19 protein-coding genes and 1 other RNA gene are annotated in these 19,442 nt (G+C 50.6%); 10 read left to right on the plus strand and 10 right to left on the minus strand.

The genetic code is table 11. The annotated features are described in order from the left end of the window. Positions 1 to 6: 6 nt before the first annotated feature. The 3 genes from OFAG_RS00995 to aroG all read left to right on the plus strand — a co-directional run bounded on the left by OFAG_RS00995 (position 7) and on the right by aroG (position 3,753). Positions 7 to 804: a carbon-nitrogen hydrolase family protein gene (locus OFAG_RS00995; RefSeq protein ID WP_020994703.1), complete on the plus strand. Its 798-nt coding sequence runs from the start codon at positions 7 to 9 to the stop codon at positions 802 to 804. 188 nt (positions 805 to 992) lie between these two features. Beyond that, complete coding sequence (tldD, locus tag OFAG_RS01000) at positions 993 to 2,453, plus strand: metalloprotease TldD (RefSeq protein ID WP_005878216.1); 1,461 nt, start codon at positions 993 to 995, stop codon at positions 2,451 to 2,453. 238 nt (positions 2,454 to 2,691) lie between these two features. Beyond that, positions 2,692 to 3,753: a 3-deoxy-7-phosphoheptulonate synthase AroG gene (aroG, locus tag OFAG_RS01005; RefSeq protein WP_005878215.1), complete on the plus strand. Its 1,062-nt coding sequence runs from the start codon at positions 2,692 to 2,694 to the stop codon at positions 3,751 to 3,753. A 35-nt stretch (positions 3,754 to 3,788) separates the two neighbouring features. On the opposite strand, the gene OFAG_RS01010 is transcribed toward aroG, so the two are convergent. Further along, positions 3,789 to 4,274 (minus strand): YajQ family cyclic di-GMP-binding protein, encoded by a 486-nt coding sequence (locus tag OFAG_RS01010; protein WP_005878214.1) that lies wholly within the window; start codon positions 4,272 to 4,274, stop codon positions 3,789 to 3,791. A 121-nt stretch (positions 4,275 to 4,395) separates the two neighbouring features. On the opposite strand from OFAG_RS01010, the gene murB reads away from it, so the two are divergent. Further along, positions 4,396 to 5,424, plus strand: coding sequence for a UDP-N-acetylmuramate dehydrogenase (gene murB / locus OFAG_RS01015; RefSeq protein ID WP_005878213.1), 1,029 nt, complete (start codon positions 4,396 to 4,398; stop codon positions 5,422 to 5,424). Positions 5,425 to 5,431: 7 nt separating this feature from the next. Here the strand turns inward: murB and mtnA are convergent, their stop codons facing one another. From mtnA to OFAG_RS01055, 8 genes are all read right to left on the minus strand, one after another. Beyond that, a complete protein-coding gene (gene mtnA / locus OFAG_RS01020) occupies positions 5,432 to 6,502 on the minus strand; it encodes an S-methyl-5-thioribose-1-phosphate isomerase (protein WP_020994704.1) in 1,071 nt (356 codons plus the stop codon). Between the two features lie 5 nt (positions 6,503 to 6,507). After that, complete coding sequence (locus OFAG_RS01025) at positions 6,508 to 7,035, minus strand: adenine phosphoribosyltransferase (RefSeq protein ID WP_005878210.1); 528 nt, start codon at positions 7,033 to 7,035, stop codon at positions 6,508 to 6,510. A 24-nt stretch (positions 7,036 to 7,059) separates the two neighbouring features. Next, positions 7,060 to 7,743: a class II aldolase/adducin family protein gene (locus OFAG_RS01030; RefSeq protein WP_005878209.1), complete on the minus strand. Its 684-nt coding sequence runs from the start codon at positions 7,741 to 7,743 to the stop codon at positions 7,060 to 7,062. Between the two features lie 3 nt (positions 7,744 to 7,746). After that, positions 7,747 to 8,613, minus strand: a complete 867-nt coding sequence (locus tag OFAG_RS01035) for an S-methyl-5'-thioadenosine phosphorylase (protein ID WP_005878208.1) — start codon at positions 8,611 to 8,613, stop codon at positions 7,747 to 7,749. 162 nt (positions 8,614 to 8,775) lie between these two features. Further along, the gene (locus OFAG_RS01040) at positions 8,776 to 10,002 is read right to left on the minus strand and encodes an argininosuccinate synthase (RefSeq protein WP_005878207.1); all 1,227 of its coding nucleotides are present in this window, start codon (positions 10,000 to 10,002) and stop codon (positions 8,776 to 8,778) included. 181 nt (positions 10,003 to 10,183) lie between these two features. Then, entirely contained in the window at positions 10,184 to 11,095 is a 912-nt protein-coding gene (gene argF, locus OFAG_RS01045) for an ornithine carbamoyltransferase (protein ID WP_005878206.1), read from the minus strand. 125 nt (positions 11,096 to 11,220) lie between these two features. Continuing rightward, entirely contained in the window at positions 11,221 to 12,117 is an 897-nt protein-coding gene (gene rsgA / locus OFAG_RS01050) for a ribosome small subunit-dependent GTPase A (RefSeq protein WP_005878205.1), read from the minus strand. Next, positions 12,114 to 13,367 (minus strand): M48 family metallopeptidase, encoded by a 1,254-nt coding sequence (locus OFAG_RS01055; RefSeq protein WP_005878203.1) that lies wholly within the window; start codon positions 13,365 to 13,367, stop codon positions 12,114 to 12,116. Before OFAG_RS01055 ends, rsgA begins: the two co-directional genes overlap by 4 nt. 47 nt (positions 13,368 to 13,414) lie before the next feature. Here OFAG_RS01055 and orn point away from each other — a divergent pair, with 47 nt between their 5' ends. Together orn and OFAG_RS01065 are read left to right on the plus strand one after the other, a co-directional pair. Continuing rightward, a complete protein-coding gene (orn, locus tag OFAG_RS01060; protein WP_020994705.1) occupies positions 13,415 to 14,014 on the plus strand; it encodes an oligoribonuclease in 600 nt (199 codons plus the stop codon). A 34-nt stretch (positions 14,015 to 14,048) separates the two neighbouring features. Further along, a complete protein-coding gene (locus OFAG_RS01065) occupies positions 14,049 to 14,714 on the plus strand; it encodes a sensor histidine kinase (RefSeq protein WP_005878202.1) in 666 nt (221 codons plus the stop codon). A 23-nt stretch (positions 14,715 to 14,737) separates the two neighbouring features. Here the strand turns inward: OFAG_RS01065 and waaA are convergent, their stop codons facing one another. Next, the gene (gene waaA, locus OFAG_RS01070; RefSeq protein WP_005878200.1) at positions 14,738 to 16,027 is read right to left on the minus strand and encodes a lipid IV(A) 3-deoxy-D-manno-octulosonic acid transferase; all 1,290 of its coding nucleotides are present in this window, start codon (positions 16,025 to 16,027) and stop codon (positions 14,738 to 14,740) included. Positions 16,028 to 16,289: 262 nt separating this feature from the next. On the opposite strand from waaA, the gene OFAG_RS01075 reads away from it, so the two are divergent. The 4 genes from OFAG_RS01075 to mraZ all read left to right on the plus strand — a co-directional run bounded on the left by OFAG_RS01075 (position 16,290) and on the right by mraZ (position 19,442). Further along, entirely contained in the window at positions 16,290 to 17,084 is a 795-nt protein-coding gene (locus OFAG_RS01075) for an endonuclease/exonuclease/phosphatase family protein (RefSeq protein ID WP_005878199.1), read from the plus strand. A 5-nt stretch (positions 17,085 to 17,089) separates the two neighbouring features. Then, positions 17,090 to 18,253, plus strand: coding sequence for a cardiolipin synthase ClsB (clsB, locus tag OFAG_RS01080; RefSeq protein WP_005878198.1), 1,164 nt, complete (start codon positions 17,090 to 17,092; stop codon positions 18,251 to 18,253). Between the two features lie 50 nt (positions 18,254 to 18,303). Continuing rightward, an RNA gene (gene rnpB / locus OFAG_RS12715) (RNase P RNA component class A) lies at positions 18,304 to 18,631 on the plus strand. A 382-nt stretch (positions 18,632 to 19,013) separates the two neighbouring features. Continuing rightward, positions 19,014 to 19,442 (plus strand): division/cell wall cluster transcriptional repressor MraZ, encoded by a 429-nt coding sequence (gene mraZ / locus OFAG_RS01085; protein ID WP_020994706.1) that lies wholly within the window; start codon positions 19,014 to 19,016, stop codon positions 19,440 to 19,442.

Genomic DNA, 19,442 nt, shown 5'->3' on the forward strand with positions numbered 1-19,442 from the left:
ATGACAATGACAAAGGTTGCTGCCATCCAGATGGTTTCTACACCCGTCATTGAGGAAAACATAAAGACTGCGCGGCGGCTGATTGATGAGGCAGCCGGGAAGGGCGCCGATCTGGTGCTTTTGCCCGAATACTGGCCCAGTATCGGCCACAGCGATTCGGAGAGACTGCAACATGCCGAGGTTTTCGGAAGCGGTCTCATTCAGGATTTTATGGCGGAAGTCGCACAAAAGAATAAAATCTGGTTGATAGGGGGAACGCTTTCGCTAGTTTCTCCTGAACCGGAAAAAGTGTTGAACAGTTCTCTGGTTTATGATGCCAACGGGAAAAATGTGGCCCGTTACGACAAGATTCACCTGTTCGGATTTTCAACGGAACGGGAGTCGTATGACGAGTCGCTTGCCATTAGCGGCGGGGATGAAGTCGTTACTTTTGACGCGCCTTTCGGAAAAGTCGGCCTGTCGGTCTGTTATGACCTGAGATTTCCCGAGTTGTACCGTGCTTTTGGGGAATGTGCCTTGATTGTCGTGCCAGCGGCTTTTACCTATACCACCGGAAAAGTCCATTGGGAAATACTGCTTCGGGCTCGTGCCATTGAAAATCAGGCCTATGTGCTGGCGGCCGCTCAGGGGGGAAGACATGTGACAGGACGCCGGACATGGGGACACACAATACTGATCGATCCCTGGGGGGAAGTGAAAGCCGTTTTGCCCGAAGGCGAAGGCGTCGTGACAGGGGAACTGGATTTCGACTGGCTTGCTTTAATCCGGGAAAAACTGCCCGCCTTGAAACATCGCAAACTTTGATTTTTTCTGTTGAACCTGTGTTTGTTTGCCGATAGGAATAATATTGGCCTGACGCAATCCGGAATGCCGGATTGCGTTTATTATTGTGTAACACCGTTTGGCTGTTTGCTCAAACAATGCAACGGCTGCAGCTTCCCGGACAATGCTCTACAATCGCAACCTGAATTGAATTCATAGGATTTTTATCGATGTCTTCGAATAATGTGGCAAACGCCAATCTCGATTTGGCAAAATCTCTTCTTTTAGAACCGTTTGGTCTGGACGAGCGCGCTCTGATCAAGGCGATGAGCGTGATTTTCACTCATCAGGTCGATTATGCCGATCTGTATTTCCAGTTTACGAAAAATGAAAGCTGGAGTCTTGAAGAAGGAATTGTCAAAACGGGAAGCTTTTCGATTGACAAGGGCGTTGGCGTTCGGGCCGTGGCCGGGGAAAAAACGGCTTTTTCCTATTCGGAGGATATCTCCCCGGTTTCTCTGGAGGACGCCGCCAGAACGACCCGGACGATCGGCGCACGGGGAGAGGGTAAAGTCAAACTGGCCTCTTCCATTGTGCCCGTCAATAATCACTTCCTGTACGTTCCTGACGATCCCCTCCAGACAATCAGCGCGGCTGAAAAGGTGGCGTTACTGGAAAGAGTGGAAAAACTGGCCAAGGCGACCGATCCGCGTATCGTTCAGGTTATGGCCGGGCTGGCTGGCGAATTCGACGTCGTTCTGGTCGTCCGGAGCGATGGAAAGCTTGCTGCTGACGTCAGGCCATTGATCCGTTTGTCTGTTACGGTTATCGCGGAAGAGAACGGACGTCGTGAAATGGGAACCAGTGGAGGCGGCGGTCGTTACGGTTATGCTTATTTTACGGACGAAGTCGTCCGGAAATACGTTCACGAAGCGACGCGTTCGGCATTGGTCAATCTCGAGGCGAGACCGGCGCCGGCGGGTCCGATGACAGTTGTCCTTGGAGCGGGATGGCCTGGTGTGCTGCTGCATGAGGCGATCGGGCACGGGCTGGAAGGCGATTTCAACCGGAAGGGGTCTAGTGCTTTTTCAGGGCGGCTTGGAGAGAAAGTGGCGGCCGGTGGCATTACGGTCGTCGATGACGGATCGATTGCCAACCGAAGGGGTTCGCTGAACATGGATGACGAGGGCAATCCGACACAACGTACGGTATTGATCGAAAATGGTGTTTTAAAAGCTTATTTGCAGGATACCTTGAATGCGCGTCTGATGAATATGCCAGTCACCGGAAATGCCCGCCGGGAGTCTTTCGCCCATTTGCCGATGCCACGCATGACCAATACCTTTATGCTCGCCGGAAACAAGGATCCGCAGGAAATCATCGCTTCAGTCAAAAAGGGATTGTATGCCGCGAATTTCGGTGGCGGGCAAGTAGACATTACCAACGGTAAATTCGTATTCTCGGCCAGTGAAGCTTACGTCATTGAAAACGGGAAGCTCGCTTACCCGGTAAAAGGCGCCACATTGATCGGTAATGGCCCTGATATTTTAAAGCGTGTGTCCATGATCGGGAACGACATGCAGCTCGATTCCGGAGTCGGCGTTTGCGGAAAGGAAGGCCAGAGCGTGCCAGTCGGGGTTGGACAGCCGACACTTCGTATCGAAGATGTTACCGTTGGCGGAACGGCATGACGGGAAAAAAGAATGTTTTGTCAGACTGAAAAAACTGGTTTACAATAATCAAACGTTTTGACTTAAGTGCTTGTTTTGTAAAAATGCTGAATTTCGCTTATTTTTATTTTTTTTACTTTGGCTATTCCAGCCCGTTGGCGGTGGAGAAGCGGCAAGCGCTCGAGTAAAGAGAACAAACCGAAATTCCTGAAAACCGCCAGATTTGGCGGTTTTTTCGTTTATCAATACTGGAAAAAAAATGAAACCCACCGATGATTTAAGAATTCTCGCGATGAAAGAACTGACACCCCCATCTCATTTAATACGCGAGTTTCCCTGCCTGGAAAAGGCAGCCGAAACGGTTTCAACCTGCAGAGAGTCGATTCATCGTGTATTGCACGATCAGGATGACCGGCTGGTCGTCATTATCGGACCCTGCTCCATTCACGATCCGAAAGCGGCGATGGAATATGCCCATCGGCTTGCGGAGGAACAGCAGCGTTATACGGAGGATCTGATTGTCGTCATGCGCGTCTATTTCGAAAAGCCGCGTACCACGATTGGCTGGAAGGGCCTGATCAACGATCCTTTCATGGATCACAGTTATCGTATCAACGAAGGTCTGCATATTGCACGCGAACTTTTAAGGGACGTCAACGATCTGGGTTTGCCCGCTGCGACCGAATATCTCGACATGATCAGCCCTCAATATGTCGCTGACATGATCAGCTGGGGCGCGATCGGGGCGAGGACGACGGAATCCCAGGTTCATCGGGAGTTGTCGTCTGGCCTGTCGTGCCCGGTCGGTTTCAAGAATGGTACCGACGGCAATATCAAGATCGCCATTGATGCAATCAAGGCGGCTTCGCATCCGCATCACTTCCTGTCGGTCACGAAAGGAGGGCATACAGCTATTTTCGAAACGCAGGGAAATCACGATTGCCATATCATTTTACGTGGAGGATACAAGCCCAATTATGATGCAGCCAGCGTCGATGCGGCCTGCAAGGCGGTCGAAGCGGCAGGTCTTGCGCCTAAAATCATGATTGACGCTTCCCACGGGAACAGTTCCAAGAAAGCGGAAAATCAGATGCCGGTGTGTGCAGAAGTCGGTAATAATATCGCAGGCGGGAATGACAGGATTATCGGTGTCATGATCGAATCGAATCTGGTCGGTGGACGCCAGGATCACGTTCCCGGAAAACCGCTCGTCTATGGGCAGTCCGTAACGGATGCCTGCATCGGCTGGGACGAAAGCAGCAAACTTCTCCGGAATCTGGCTGATTCCGTAAAACAGCGCCGGGATGCGTTAAAGAAATGAAAAAGAAAAGCCGCCTTTTGTAAAGGCGGCTTTTTTCAGTTCCGGAAGTTGTTGAATTCGAGCGGGATATCCGGGACTTCCTTGCGAAGCATGGCCATGGTTGCCTGCAAATCGTCTTTTTTTGCGCCAGTTACCCGGACGGCGTCGCCCTGAATGCTGGCCTGTACCTTGAGTTTGTTGTCCTTGACCAGTTTGACGATTTTTTTGGCGCTATCCGTCTGGATACCGTTTTTGACGGTCACGATTTGTTTGACCCTGTCGCCACCGATTTTCTCGATTTTGCCTTCGTCCAGAAAACGGACATCGACTTTTCGTTTGGCCATTTTCCCGGTCAGGACATCCTTGACCTGACCCAGCTGGAATTCGGAATCGGCAAAAACGGTCAGTTCGTGTTCTTTCTGTTCGACGCGGGCGTCACTGCCACGGAAGTCGAAACGGGTGCCGATCTCTTTGTTCGTCTGATCGACCGCATTGCGGACTTCGACCATATCGGCTTCAGATACTACGTCAAAAGATGGCATGGGTAACCTTTCCTTTAAAATCCTCGACAGAGGCTGTCAATTGTCATTAAGATTGCAGTCTGAATTGTAGCGAACAAAATTCCTGTATGCCACCTGGCATCAATACTCTTTTATCCCGGTCATGAATTTTCCCGATTTCATCAAACGTGATTTTTCCTTGCGGTCATTCAATACTTTCGGAATTGATGAAACCGCATCGCTTTACATGGAAGTGAAAACCGTTGACGATTTGATGCAGATTTACCGCCATGCCTCGCTTATGAAAGTACCCCGGCTTATCGTTGGAGGGGGCAGCAATCTTCTGTTAACCGGCCACTTTGATGGATTAGCGCTCCGGATGGCGATGAAAGGCATGCACATTGAAAGAGAAGATAAAGAGTATGTTTATGTAAGTGCGGCCGCAGGAGAAAAATGGCACGATCTGGTTTCATGGACATTGAAAAGCGGTTTGGGGGGGCTTGAGAACCTTTCATGGATTCCAGGAACAGTAGGTGCCGCGCCTGTCCAGAATATCGGCGCTTATGGTGCTGAGTTGAAAGACTGTTTTTTTTCGCTTAAGGCATTCGATTTCGAGAAGGGAATCCTTATCGAATTGGGTAAGGCCGATTGCCGGTTCGCTTACCGGAGCAGTGTTTTCAAGAATGCGCTGAGAAACAGGGTAGCTATTGTAGAGGTGACGTTTGCATTACCGAAAAGCTGGAAACCCAATATAACTTATGCAGAGGTTGAAAGAGAAGTGAAAAGGCGCGGAATCACGGGACCCACGCCTGAAGAGATCAGTGAAATCATCGTGGAAATCCGGCAACGCAAACTTCCCGATCCGGCTGTTTTGGGGAATGCAGGGAGCTTTTTCAAAAATCCGGCAATAACAGCGGAAAGATTATCCGAGTTGAAGATAAATTATCCCGGAATGCCCGCTTATATACAAACGGATGGCCGTTATCGTATCGCGGCCGGCTGGCTGATTGACCAGTGTGGCTGGAAGGGACGACGAATGGGAAATGCCGGCGTTTGCGAAACACAGGCGCTGGTACTGGTCAATCATGGCCGTGCCAGTGGAGCGGACATCGCCACTCTGGCGAAAGCTATTGAAAAAGAGGTTTTCGACCGTTTTGCCATCCGGCTGGAACCGGAACCGGTGTTTGTCTGACCGGTGTTTATTGCCGGCCGTTCTTGACGAAACCGGATAACCCGCCTTTCATCAAGGTGTCATTGGTGACAATGCCCTTTTCTGTTACCAGAGCGGTAACCAGTTCGGCCGGCGTAACATCGAATGCCGGATTGCGAATGGCAACGCCTTCGGGGGCCCAGTGGCAATCGCGAAAGCCTTTCACTTCATTGGCAGGGCGTTCCTCAATTGGAATGTCGCTACCCGTTGCAAGCGACAGATCGATGGTCGAGAGCGGGCAGGCAACGTAAAAAGGGATGTTGTGGCGTTTTGCCAGTACGGCAACCATATATGTCCCGATTTTGTTGGCGACGTCCCCGTTGGCGGCGACCCGGTCTGTTCCGACCACAACGGCGTCGATTTCTCCCCGGCTCATCAGATAACCTGACATATTGTCCGTTATCAGAGTGACGGGTATGTTTTCCTGTAGCAGTTCCCACGCCGTCAGACGTGCGCCTTGCAGGAACGGCCGGGTTTCATCGGCAAAAACAGAAAGGCGTTTTCCCGCTTCGATTGCCGAGCGGAAAACGCCCAAAGCGGTACCATGTCCGGCAGTTGCCAAGGCACCAGCGTTGCAGTGGGTCAGGACTTTTGCACCATCCGGTAAAAGGGTTGCGCCATATTGACCCATTTTTCGATTGATGCCGATATCTTCGTCCAGTATGGCATGGGCTTCCTGAAGCAGGATACCGGACAGCTCCTTCAATGACTTGTCCGGATGCGATAACCAGAGCTTTCTCATCCTGTCGAGTGCCCAGAACAGGTTGACGGCGGTCGGTCTGCTGGCGGCCAGAATGTTGAAGCCTTCATTGAGCCGTTCCGCAAATACCGATGGCATTGTTCCCGCAAGGCGACGGGCTTCGAGGGCGATACCATATGCTGCCGCAACGCCGATAGCGGGCGCACCCCTGACGACCATATCGCGGATGGCGCCGGCAACGCTTTTTGCCGAATCGCACGCAACATATTCAGTTCGGAAAGGCAACAGCCTTTGATCGATCAGTTCAATCTGTTTGCCATTCCAGCGCAGGGTCTGAACCCGTTCCATAACCCTTTTCACAACCGTTACTCTCCTTCGAAAGCGCAAAGCGCAAAAGCCGGACATCCGATCTTTTGCAGGCGCTCGTTGCCGCCCAGTTCGGGGAGATCAACCAGAAAGGCGCATTCGACGACTTCGCCGCCGCATTTGCGGATCAGTTTGATGGCCGCTTCCGCGGTTCCTCCCGTAGCGATCAGATCGTCGATCAAGAGGATCTGATCGCCGGGTGAAATGGCGTCCGTGTGGACTTCGATCGTGCTTGTTCCATATTCCATGTCGTAGTCTTCTCCGATTGTCGCTGCCGGAAGTTTCCCTTTTTTGCGGATGAGCACTAAACCGGTACCCATGAGATAGGCGAGCGGTGCGCCCAGCAGAAAACCGCGGGATTCGATAACGGCAATCCGGTCGATTTTTTTATCCCGGTAATGTTCGACCAGTTGATCTATCGCGGATTTGAGTCCGGCCGGATGGTGAAGCAGGGTCGTGATATCCCGGAACTGGACGCCTTTTTGGGGATAATCGGGAATGGTGCGAATATAGGAAGTAAGTGACATAAGCGGATTCCGATGGAAGTTGAGTTATTTTTTGAAGTAATCCCTGAATTTTTCGTGTACGTCTTTCATTTGTTCTTCTGTCAATACGTTGGGATGACCTGCTTGCAGGATCCTCCAGTACTGTTCGCAAAGCGATTCGACCTCAACAGCGACCGACATGGCATGGTCGAGGTTGTAACCGAGCGCAAGCATACCGTGATGGGCCAGCAGACAGGCATAACGGCTATCCAGCGCATCAAGCGCAACGTCTGATAATTCCTGACTTCCGAAAAGCGCATATGGCGCGCATGGTATCGTGTTGCCGCCGGTAACGGCAATCATGTAATGAAAAGGAGGGACTTCCAGTTGCAGGCATGCCAGTGTCGTGGCGAATGTTGAATGTGTATGAACGACAGCGTGCACATCCGGCCGCGCTGCATAAATGTCCCGATGCATGCGCCATTCACTGCTGGGTCTTTCATTGCCGGTGTTTTCTCCACTCATATTCATCAGACAAATGGAGGCGGCGATCATTTTTGCCGGATCAATCCCGCTGGGAGTAATAAGAAATCCATTTCCGGCGCCGGTTTCCGTTTCACATCGGACGCTGATGTTTCCGCATGAACCGCGGTTCATGCCATTTGAAACAAGCTGTCTGCTGGCTTCGACAATCCGGTTTGCCAGTTCAACGTTTTTAGGTAACGCGGGAGACATTTCCGTGTGGAACATGGCTCATCCCTTTTTGAGGACACGTCCGGCAACAGCGTCAAGCTGGCGGATTTTGTCGGGATCGCGATTTTCAGGCGAAGTAATGATGGCGTTTTCAAGCGCAAACCGGCAACTGCACGAAGAAGCCGATGAATCGCTGTCAACAGGCAGGACGACTTCTTTTACCAGTTTTTGAGCTTTGGAAGCGTTTTCTGTCAGAATCCGGATAATTTGCTGTACAGTAACCTGATCGTGTTCAGGATGCCAGCAGTCGTAATCCGTTACCATGGCAATGCTGGCGTAACACATTTCCGCTTCACGGGCCAGTTTCGCTTCCGGAATGTTGGTCATGCCGATAACATCGCAGTTCCAGCTGCGGTACATTTCGGATTCGGCATGCGTCGAGAATTGCGGTCCTTCCATTGCCAGATACGTTCCGCCGGGTACGGTTTCAATACCGGCTTGCCTTGAAACCTCATGGATGAGATGCGACAGGCGGCGGCAGGTTGGGTAAGCCATTGAAACGTGGGCGACGCAACCTTTTCCGAAAAAAGATCGCTCGCGCTGAACAGTACGGTCGATGTATTGGTCGACAATGACAAAAGTGCCCGGTTTCAGACTTTCCTTCAGGGATCCGACGGCACTGACGGACAGGATATCGGTGACGCCTGCTCTTTTAAGCGCATCGATGTTGGCGCGGTAATTGATTTCCCCCGGCGATAATTTGTGACCACGACCGTGACGGGGAAGAAATACCAGCTGTTGCCCGTTAAGTTTGCCGTAAAGAAGCGCATCTGATGGCGTCCCGAAAGGTGAGGAAATCGCTTTCCACTTTATGTCAGTCAGTCCCTCGATATCATAAATACCGCTTCCGCCGATAATGCCGATCATGCCTGTCCCAGTTTATTGAAATCCAGCTGACATTATTGAATGGCAGAAACGATTATGCAACTGTCTGGACGACAGAAAAAGGAAACGGTTTCTTCTTGCCGGAAAAAAAAGCGGTTTTGCCATTTTTTTCGGCAAAACCGCAGATAAATACAACCGTTATTTTTATTTTTTCTGACGGGCGTTGGCGGCGATGCGGAGGCGAAGCGCGTTCAGCTTGATGAAACCGCCGGCGTCTTTTTGATCGTAAGCGCCCGCGTCATCTTCAAAAGTCGCGATAGTGTTGTCAAACAACGAATCTGTTTTCGAATCGCGGCCAACCACGATGACGTTGCCCTTGTACAGCTTCAGACGGACAGTACCGTTGACGTGTTCCTGTGTGTGATCGATCAATTGCTGGAGCGCGACGCGTTCCGGAGCCCACCAGTAACCGTTATAAATCATTGATGCGTAACGTGGCATCAGGTCGTCTTTCAGATGAGCGACTTCACGGTCCAGTGTGAGGGATTCGATGGCACGGTGGGCCTTCAGCATGATCGTTCCACCCGGAGTTTCATAACAGCCGCGGGATTTCATGCCGACATACCGGTTTTCGACCAGATCCAGACGTCCGATACCGTGTTTGCTGCCCAGACGGTTCAATTCGGCCAGCACGGCAGCCGGGGTCATGCGTTTGCCGTTCAATGCAACGATGTCGCCTTTTTCGAACTCGATATCCAGATATTCAGCCTGATCGGGTGCGTCTTCGGGGCTGACTGTCCAGCGCCACATGGATGCTTCCGGTTCAGCGTTGGGGTCTTCAAGGTGTCTGCCTTCATAACTGATATGCAGCAGGTTGGCATCCATCGAATAAGGCGCGCCGCCCTGTTTGTGTTTCATTTCGATTTCGATTCCGGCGTCTTCCGCATATTTGAGCAGTTTTTCACGGGAAAGCAGGTCCCATTCACGCCAGGGAGCGATGATCTTGATGTTCGGCATCAGGGCGTAAGCGCCCAGTTCGAAACGGACCTGATCGTTCCCCTTGCCGGTTGCGCCGTGAGCGATGGCGTCGGCGCCAGTCTGGCGGGCGATTTCAATCAGCCGTTTCGCGATCAGCGGACGGGCGATACTGGTACCGAGCAAATATTCACCTTCATAAATGGTGTTGGCGCGAAACATGGGAAATACAAAATCGCGGACGAATTCTTCACGCAGGTCGTCAATGAAAATGTTTTCCGGCTTGATGCCGAATTTCAGCGCTTTCTGGCGGGCAGGCTCCAGTTCTTCGCCCTGGCCGAGATCGGCAGTAAAGGTGACTACTTCACATTGATAGGTATCTTGCAGCCATTTCAGAATGACCGATGTGTCCAGGCCGCCTGAATAGGCGAGAACAACTTTTTTTACGTCGCTCATAAGGTGTCTTTCGTATGTTTCAGTTGGAAAGGATGAAGGAATGGAACGTATTATTGGACGTCCGGATTTTCAACAGAACCATTTTATGCCGTTTCCCGCGAAACGGAAACCGGTCGGCAATAGATTAAGGAGCCGATCGTTCCCTGCTATACCGGTATAGCAGGGAAGTGACGGTTCAGTTTCAGACGGTTCCCTTGACAAGGTATTCAAGCAGGGCTTTCTGGACATGCAGCCGGTTTTCAGCTTCGTCCCAGACGACGGATTGCGGACCGTCGATCACTTCGGCAGTGACTTCTTCACCCCGGTGGGCAGGCAGGCAATGCATGAAAAGCGCATCGGATGCTGCGCGGCGCATCTTGTCGGAATCCACGTTCCAGTTTGCGAACGCCTTCTTGCGGGCAGCGTTTTCTTCTTCGAATCCCATACTTGTCCATACATCGGTTGTGACAAGGTGAGCGCCTTCGCAGGCGTCGGCCGGATTGTCGAAACGGGTGAAGTGGCTGTGATCGGGCGATACCAGTTTGAAGTCGATGTCGTAACCCTTCGGAGTCGATACGTTGACATGGAAATCGAATACTTCGGCAGCCTGTAGCCAGGAATACAGCATATTGTTGGCATCACCGATCCAGGTAACGGTTTTGCCCTGGATGGAACCGCGGTGTTCAATAAAGGTGAACACATCGGCAAACACCTGGCAGGGATGGTGCTCGTTGGTCAGGCCGTTAATGACCGGAACGCGTGAACAGGCAGCAAACCGTTCGATAATGTCGTGTCCGAAGGTACGGACCATGATGATATCGGACATACGCGACATGACCTGTGCCGCGTCTTCAATCGGTTCACCGCGGCCCAGCTGGCTGTCGCGTGTATTGAGATAAATGGCGGTTCCGCCGAGCTGGTGCATGCCGGCTTCAAAAGAAAGGCGGGTTCGGGTGGAACTTTTTTCAAAAACCATGACGAGTGTCCGGTCCTGCAATGGATGGTATGGCTCGTAGTTTTTGAATTTCTGTTTGATGATGCGAGCACGCTCGATCAGGTATTCGTACTCGGAAAGAGAAAAGTCGGAAAATTGAAGATAATGTTTGATTGTCATAGATGACTGGGGCGGATGAAACACGCCGCTGAAACAGGTTAATGCATGATTATAGTGGATTTTCGCGAATTTTAAAAAAACGCTTCCCTTCGTTATGTTTCAGGGGTTTTTTCGGTAAGTGACTTTCAGTAAATTTTTTGTTCCGATTCATGAACCAGTTGCCGGTATAACTGGTGACGCGTTCCGGAAATATGTCCCGTTTTTACCGCTTCCAGAATGGCGCAGCCGGGTTCGGTCAAGTGGCGGCAATTGTAAAATCGGCAATGTCCCAGGTAGGGACGGAATTCGCGAAAGGCACGTTCCAGCATCCCTTCTGTCAGATGGTACAGGCCGAATTCCTGAAAACCCGGTGAATCGATGACAGCCGTGTTTTCGTCGATACGGTATAGCCGGGTAAATGTGGTGGTGTGTTTTCCGGAATTCAGAACGGTCGATATTTCCCGGGTCGCAATATCGGCGCCGGGGACCAGCAGGTTGATCAGCGATGATTTGCCCATGCCGGACTGGCCGATCAGAATGGAAGTCCGGTTTTTGACGAGCGGCATTAAGAGGGAAAACGTTTCATCGGGTTTGGCGGTTGCGGAAACCTGATGAACCGGATATCCAAGAGATGCATAAAAGGCGGTGCGCAAGCGGGCCTTTTCAAGCTGACCGGTAACGTCGGTTTTGTTCAGGACAAGATGCGCTTCAATTTTCGCCGCTTCCGCTGCTACAAGGGCACGGGATACGAGATCGTCTGAAAAGGAAGGTTCAGTCGCGACGACAATAAACAACTGGTCGATATTGGCGGCCAGAAGTTTCGATTTGTATTGATCGGAACGATACAGGAGCGAGTGGCGTTCATTGATGGATTCGATAACAGCCTGTCCCTTTGCGGTTGGCAAGACATGGACAGTATCGCCCACGGCGACATCGCTTTTTTTGCCTCGCGTGACGCAATGAAGCATTTTCCCTTCGCTAGTGGCCAGATAATGCCGTCCGTGTGCGGCGATAATTTGTGCTGTCAACAGTTCTTTTGTCATGAATGCTCCAGCAGACGGTTGATACGGAGGCTGGCCGGCGGATGAGAGTCATAAAAAGCGGAATGGAGCGGATCCGGGGTCAGTGTCGAGGCGTTGTCCTGATACATTTTGACCAGAGCGCTGGCCAGATCGCGTGCATCGGTATATTTTGCCGAAAAGGCATCCGCCTCGAATTCATGTTTTCGGGAATTCATTGCCATGAGCGGAGACAGGAAAAAAGTAAAAACCGGAAGCGTCAGTACAAAAAGGATAAGGGCGATGGCATTCGATGCCAGATCCGGATTAATGCCCAGTCCGGCATAGAACCAGCTTTCGTTTTTCAGATATCCCAGCAATGCCAGAAATGCCAGCGAAGCCAGACTGGTAAAGATTATCCGTTTGGTGACATGTTTCAGCCGAAAATGACCCAGTTCATGAGCCAGTACCGCTTCGATTTCTTCCGGCGTGAGGCGCTCGACAAGGGTATCGAAAAAAACAACCCGTTTGGCTGCCCCGAAGCCAGTGAAATAGGCATTTCCATGGGAACTCCTTTTTGAACCGTCCATGATAAAAAGACCTTTTGCCTGAAATCCGACGCGTTGTAAAAGCTGTTCAATACGTTGCCGCAAATTCTCATCGGCCAGGGGCGAGAATTGGTTAAAAAGCGGGGCAATGAACGAAGGGTAGAGGAAAAGCATTAAAAACTGGAAAGCGCACCAGAGGAACCAGGCATACAGCCACCACAAGGTTCCGGCTTTTTCCATAACGGCCAGCAAAATCCAGAGGACAGGAAGACCGATAATGACTCCTATCGCGGTGTTTCGCGCGATATCTCCCACAAAAAGCGAGAGAGTCATTTTGTTGAACCCGAACTTTTCTTCGATGACGAACTGGCGATAATAATCCAATGGCAAATCAATCAGTCCGGTAATGATGCTGACCACAGCAATCAATGCTATTTCGTAAATTATGTTGTTGCCGGTATGAGCAAGAATGAATTCGGCAAGGTATTGCAAACCGCCAAAGAGGGTAAAACCGAGCAAGACAATGGTATCGACAGTCAGCGAGACCAGACTGAAACGGGTTTTCGCCATAGTATAGGCAGCCGCTTTCCGATGTGCGGAAAGGCTGATATTTTGAGCGAACTGTTCAGGGACATGATCGCAATGGTTCCGGATAGTGTGCCATTGTCTGAAAGCCAACCAGAAACGGACAATAAAAGTCAAAAGCAGAAAAAAAACGAATAATTGCGTAAACGCGAATGCTGACATTTTATCCTTGTGAGAAAATGGTCGATTATGTCAATAAGGAAAGAATTATGTCACAAGCGCAGGAAACGCAACCGGAACCATCTCAAAATAACAGCATGAAAAAACGGCCCAACGAACTGAATCTGATCTGGGTCGATCTCGAAATGACGGGGCTCGATCCGGAGACCGACCGGATTATCGAGGTTGCTTTGGTCGTGACGGATCCGGATCTGAATATCCTTGCAGAAGGTCCGGTTTACGCCATTCATCAGCCGGATGAAATATTGAATGCAATGGATGCCTGGAACAAGGGAACGCATGGCAGATCGGGTTTGATCGAGCGCGTAAAGGCGTCCAACGTGACCGAAGCGATGGCGGAGGATGCGTTAATCGAATTTCTTGAAGCGTATGTGCCCAAAGGGAAATCGCCGATGTGTGGCAATACGATTTGCCAGGATCGCCGTTTCATGGCTAAGACGATGCCGAAACTGGAAGCCTATTTCCATTACCGCAATCTGGACGTTTCGACGTTGAAGGAACTGAGCCGTCGCTGGAAGCCGGGACTGATGGAAGGATTCAAAAAGTTGCAGAAACATACCGCTTTGGCTGACATTATGGAGTCCATTGAGGAATTGCGATATTACCGTGAACATTTCATCAGACTCTGAGTCATTTTAATGAATCGTTCGTTTGGGGAAACAGATGGGCAAGGAAGTCAAAGAAGAGGAATTGCGGGAACTGATTGATCATCAGGAAAAAATCCGCGAAGACGAACGAAAGCGTATCGCACGTGAAATTCATGACGAACTGGGCCAGCATTTGCTGGCGTTCCGCATTGAAGTGTCTCTTTTGAAACAGGAAATTTTCGACTCATACGATAAACGTTCCGAGCGGATTGACGAAATTCTTGAACATGTCGATACGACGGTCAAGAGTGTCAGGACGTTGATCAATAATTTGAGACCGGCCGTTCTCGATCTGGGACTGGTGGCGTCACTGGAGTGGCAAGCCAGGGATTTTACGCGTGCAAACGGGATCGAGTGTGTTTTCCATACCAATGACGCGGCTATCGAATTGGATGATAAACCGGCAACGGTACTGTTTCGTGTTCTTCAGGAAGCATTGACCAATATCGTCAAGCATGCGAGGGCGGACAGGGTGGACATCCGCTTGAAACGCGACGGCGGAAATCTGGTTTTGCAGGTGTCGGATAATGGGGTAGGCATGCCGAAAGTACGAAACCGGAAAATCAAGTCATACGGATTGGCTGGAATTCGCGAACGTATCGGAATGCTGAACGGAGAATTTAAAATCGCCACAGGCGATACGGGAACAACACTGATTTTCACCATTCCGGCAAACAGCTGATTTCTGGAGATTTCGCAACGTTATCAGGATGCGGTGGATTCGATAAGCGGGGCCAGTAACGCGAGGGTACGTTCTGTCGCGCCATGCTGTTTTTTTGCGAACTGTTGTGCGTTGTGTCCCATTTCGCGACAACGGGTTTTATCAGTGAGCAGGTCGTTTGCCTGTTGCATCAGTTCGGTTGCGGTAGTGATACGGATGGCCGCTTTTTCTCTGATGGCGTCAACGGTTATTGCCTCGAAATTGAAGGTATGCGGGCCGATCAGAACAGGCTTGCCGACAGCGCAGGCCTCGATCAGATTCTGCCCTCCCAGTTTTTCGAGACTGCCTCCTATAAAGGCGATATCGCAGGCGGCATAATACATGAACATCTCTCCCATCGAATCGCCGAGCAGGATTCGCGTGTCCGGTGAAATGGGCTTTCCGGAAAAATCATTCAGAACGGAACGCCTGATCATGGGAATTCGGCGTGTTTCAATCAGCTGTGCCACTTCCTCAAAACGTTGTGGATGTCTCGGTACAAGAAGCATCAATGCCTGAGTGTCCAGTTTTTCCAGAGCGTCGAGAATCTGTACTTCTTCACCGTCGCGTGTGCTGGCGCACATCAGGACAGGCCGATTGCCGATAAGTTTGCGCAGTTTCTCCCCCTTGGCCAAAGCGGAGGCAGGTGGATCGATATCGAATTTGACGCTGCCTGTCACGACGATATTTTCGCTGCCGAACTGCTTCAGCCTCTGCGCGTCCGTTTGCGTCTGGGCGGCAACAAGAGAGAAGCCGCGGGCTGCTTCATTCATGATAGACCGGATTTTCTGCCCTTTTTTCAGGGAACGTTCAGACAGGCGGGCGTTGACAAGGGCGAGAGGCACCTGATTTTTGACGCATTGTCTGATCAGATTCGGCCAGATTTCGGTTTCAAGCAGAATGCAGGCGCAGGGCCCGTAATGCCGGATGAACCGGCGCATCATCGTGTTTGTATCATAGGGCAAGTAAACCTGGATTAGCCTGTTAAACCGTTTTTCGGTTTCGAAAAGGTCGTGGCCTGTTACGCGTCCTGCGGGAGTCATATGGGTCAGCAGGATCTGGCATTCGGGAAACCGGGACAACAAGGCGCGGATAAGGGGTTCGGAGGCGCGGGTTTCGCCAACGGAAACGGCATGGATCCAGATACGCTGTTTTGCTGGCACGGTATCCGGAAAAAAACCGAGACGTTCAGGAATATGACGGCGATAACCCGGTTCCTTTCGACCGCGCCAGTAAAGCCTGAAAAGCGCCACAGGGAGGATAAGCCACCATATTATGGAATACAAAAGTCGCATGAAATCATCTCGTATTTTTGACTGGCAGTATTATCCTTGAAATTGAAGGACGTATGTTATTGCTAAAGAGTCAAACCGGGAGAAATTTAAAGCCTTGCACTTGAATATTTTTTACAAAGTACAATATGGATATTGTTTTTGGTGGTTCAATAGTATTCGGTTTTGCATTTGACCTGAAACGGAGACGGCCGATATGGATATCCTCACGATGACGGAATCGACCCGGACCGGTCCAGATTGAGGTGCAATTTATAAGGTCGCTATGGAACTTCGTATTGCAACTTACAATATTCACAAAGGCGCGTCGATCGATCATCGACCCGTTATACAGGAGCTGAAAAGATCTATCCGGTCTTTGAGCGCCGATGTGATTTTTCTGCAGGAAGTCCAGGGACGTCACGATCTGATGGCTAACCGGCATGCCCTGTTGTGGCAGGATCAGGGGCAACATGCTTATCTTGCGGGCAGTTCGCTTTATTGTGCTTATGGAAAAAATGCTGTTTACGATTATGGCCATCACGGCAATGCGCTTTTGAGCGCTTATCCCATCGTTTCACAATACAACACCGATGTTTCAGACCATGCGCTGGAGTCAAGGGGAATTTTGCATTGCGTTTTGCAGACTCCGGAAACGAAAGTGTATTGTTACGTCATTCACCTTGGGCTTTTTAACGGAAGCCGGGTAAGACAGACTCATGCCCTGATCGACACTGTTCAGCGCTCGGCACCGAACGATGCGCCCGTTATTATTGCCGGCGACTTCAACGACTGGAATAACAATCTTTCGGATCTGTTGCGAAAAACGCTTCGGGTCAAGGAAGTGTTTGATGAAATGGCTGAACGTGAGGAAAGAAAAAAATCTTTTTTCCCCAGGTTGACCGGAAAAGTCCCGAAACCCCTGCCGGCAAGGACATTTCCTGCCTTGTTCCCTTTTTTCAGGCTTGACAGGATTTATGTCCGGGGTTTCCAGGTCGATTCCGCCTGTGTCATGCAGGGTTCTCCCTGGACGGCGCTGTCGGATCATGCCCCGCTCGTCGCCTCGCTTCGAACAGAGTAAAGGGCATGAGCATCGTCCGCTATACGTCCGACAATCATTTGAAGTTATTGCAGAATGGCGACGATTTTTTCCCTGCATTGATTGCGGCAGTCGATCATTCCGTTTCCGAGATTTATCTCGAAACCTACATTTTTTTCCCTGATGAAGTGGGACGGCGAATCATTGATGCCTTAAAACGAGCCGTCCTGCGTGGCGTTGATGTTCACGTCATTATCGACTGGCTCGGAACGGGTCCGAAATTATGTGGTTTGCTATCAAGGGAATTCAGCCAGTCGGGTATCCAGTACCATATTTTCAACAGCTGGTTCAAAAGAGGATTCGTTCGACTGCACCGGAAGATCTGTGTCGTCGATCACCGGATCGCTTTCGTGGGTGGTATCAATATCTTGAATGACCTGAGGTACGACTATAACAGAAAGCAGATGCTGGCTTCGCCCAGACAGGATTTCGCCGTGAAAATAGAAGGTGCATTGGCGATGATGATTTACCAGGAAGCGATCCGCCTGTGGGAGCAGACAGGCAAGCTTTCCCTCTGGGAACGGTTTAGCCGTTATCGTTCCCTTTATTTGAAGGACAGAATAAAGAACGCCAAAACGGCACTGGCCGGTTTTATCGTACGCGACAATTTCAGAAACAGACGTACCATTCAAAGAGCCTATCTGAAAGCGATGGGAATGGCGCGTAGGCGGATCATACTGTCGACTCCCTATTTTGCCCCCGGAAAACGGTTCAGAAATGCGTTGGCTTCCGCGGCTTCCCGAGGGGTGGAAGTCATTTTACTGATCGGGTGCGGAGAATTCTGGGTTCAGGATTCGGTGGCGCAGTCTTTTTATCCCAAGTTGCTCAAGGATGGCATTAAAGTGTATGAATATCGCAAGACGCAATTACATGGAAAGGTGGCGGTTATTGATGACAGTTGGGCGACCGTTGGATCGAGCAATTGTGATGGATTGAGTCTTTTTCTGAATCACGAAGCCAACGTTGTCATACGGGATGCCTATTTTGCGCAGGATCTGAAAAAGCGTATTGAAGCCGCTATCTCTGATGCAGAACCGGTTTTTCAGAGCAGTTTCATGAATCGCCCATGGTATAAACGGTTATGGTATGGCACGGCTTTTATGATTTACCGCGTCGTGATGAGAACCATCACATGGGGAGACTATAACTGAATTGTTGGGATAACTATCTCATTTTGTTTGTTCCCTGTAAAATACGCCACGAAGCAAGCCAGGCAGCCGCCGGTTTCCGGTCTTTTCCGGAAACGGGAGGAAGGTCCGGACACCACAGGACAGGGTGACGGTTAACGGCCGTCCGTCGAAAACCGAGAGGCATAAGACGAGGAACAGGGCCACAGAGACGAGCGTATTAAGTTACGGTGAAACGCGGCAACCTCCACCCGGTGCAATTCCAAATAGGCACGCTATGATGCGGTCCGCGGAGCGTGCGGGTAGGAAGCTCGAGCGCCGGAGCAATCCGGCGCCTAGATGAATGGCTGTCATAGTACTAAGGTACCGTAACAGAATCCGGCCTATCGGCTTGCTTTTTTCCACCTGGACTATGCGTTTGTTTTTCTTCCTTTTTTCTCCTCTTTTCCGTATCAGTTTTCCAACACAGCAAGGTTCAGCTTCGGCGTCTTCCTGCAACTGAATGCAGGGTATCGGATGGCCATATACATGTGTTTGTGTAAGGTTGTGCTTTCACTATGCGTTCTAAGTGGTTCATTTATTTGGTGAATTATATTTCCGCTTTTGCGGGGAAGTGCTTCTAAGTCTTTGAGTTCATTGGGAATTTTTGGATTTGGAAGAAAAAAATATCTTGACCCGGTATAGAGCATCTAATAAAGTGGGTAAAAGTGTGAAATTGTGGTTATTTGTGGGGTAAATTTCTAAAAGCCTGCTGTTAGGACACAATTGTTAAAAGGATACTCACGTGTTTCAGGGAGCCTCGTCAATCAGTCTCGATGCAAAAGGAAGGATGGTCATTCCATCCCGGCATCGCGACGCCCTGTCCCTTCAGTGCGAGGGGCGAATTACCCTGACTCGCCATCCTCACGGTTGTCTTTTGTTTTTCCCGAGACCGGTATGGGAAACTCACCGGGAAAAGATCGCTTCATGGCCCATGTCGGCGCGGGCATGGCAGCGTATTTTTCTGGGGAGTGCCTCAGATGTGGAAATGGATTCTGCCGGAAGGATACTGATTCCGCCGGAACTCCGAAAAGCGGCGGAATTGTCCAGAGACGTCATGTTGTTGGGAATGGGCAGTCATTTCGAAATATGGGATGCCGCAAAACTGGCAGAAAACGAGGCGCAGGCGATTGCATCGGGTATGCCGGAAGCTTTGCAGGATTTCTCCTTTTGA

Origin of the sequence: Oxalobacter paraformigenes (assembly GCF_000158475.2) — a bacterium.
GTDB lineage: Bacteria > Pseudomonadota > Gammaproteobacteria > Burkholderiales > Burkholderiaceae_D > Oxalobacter > Oxalobacter paraformigenes.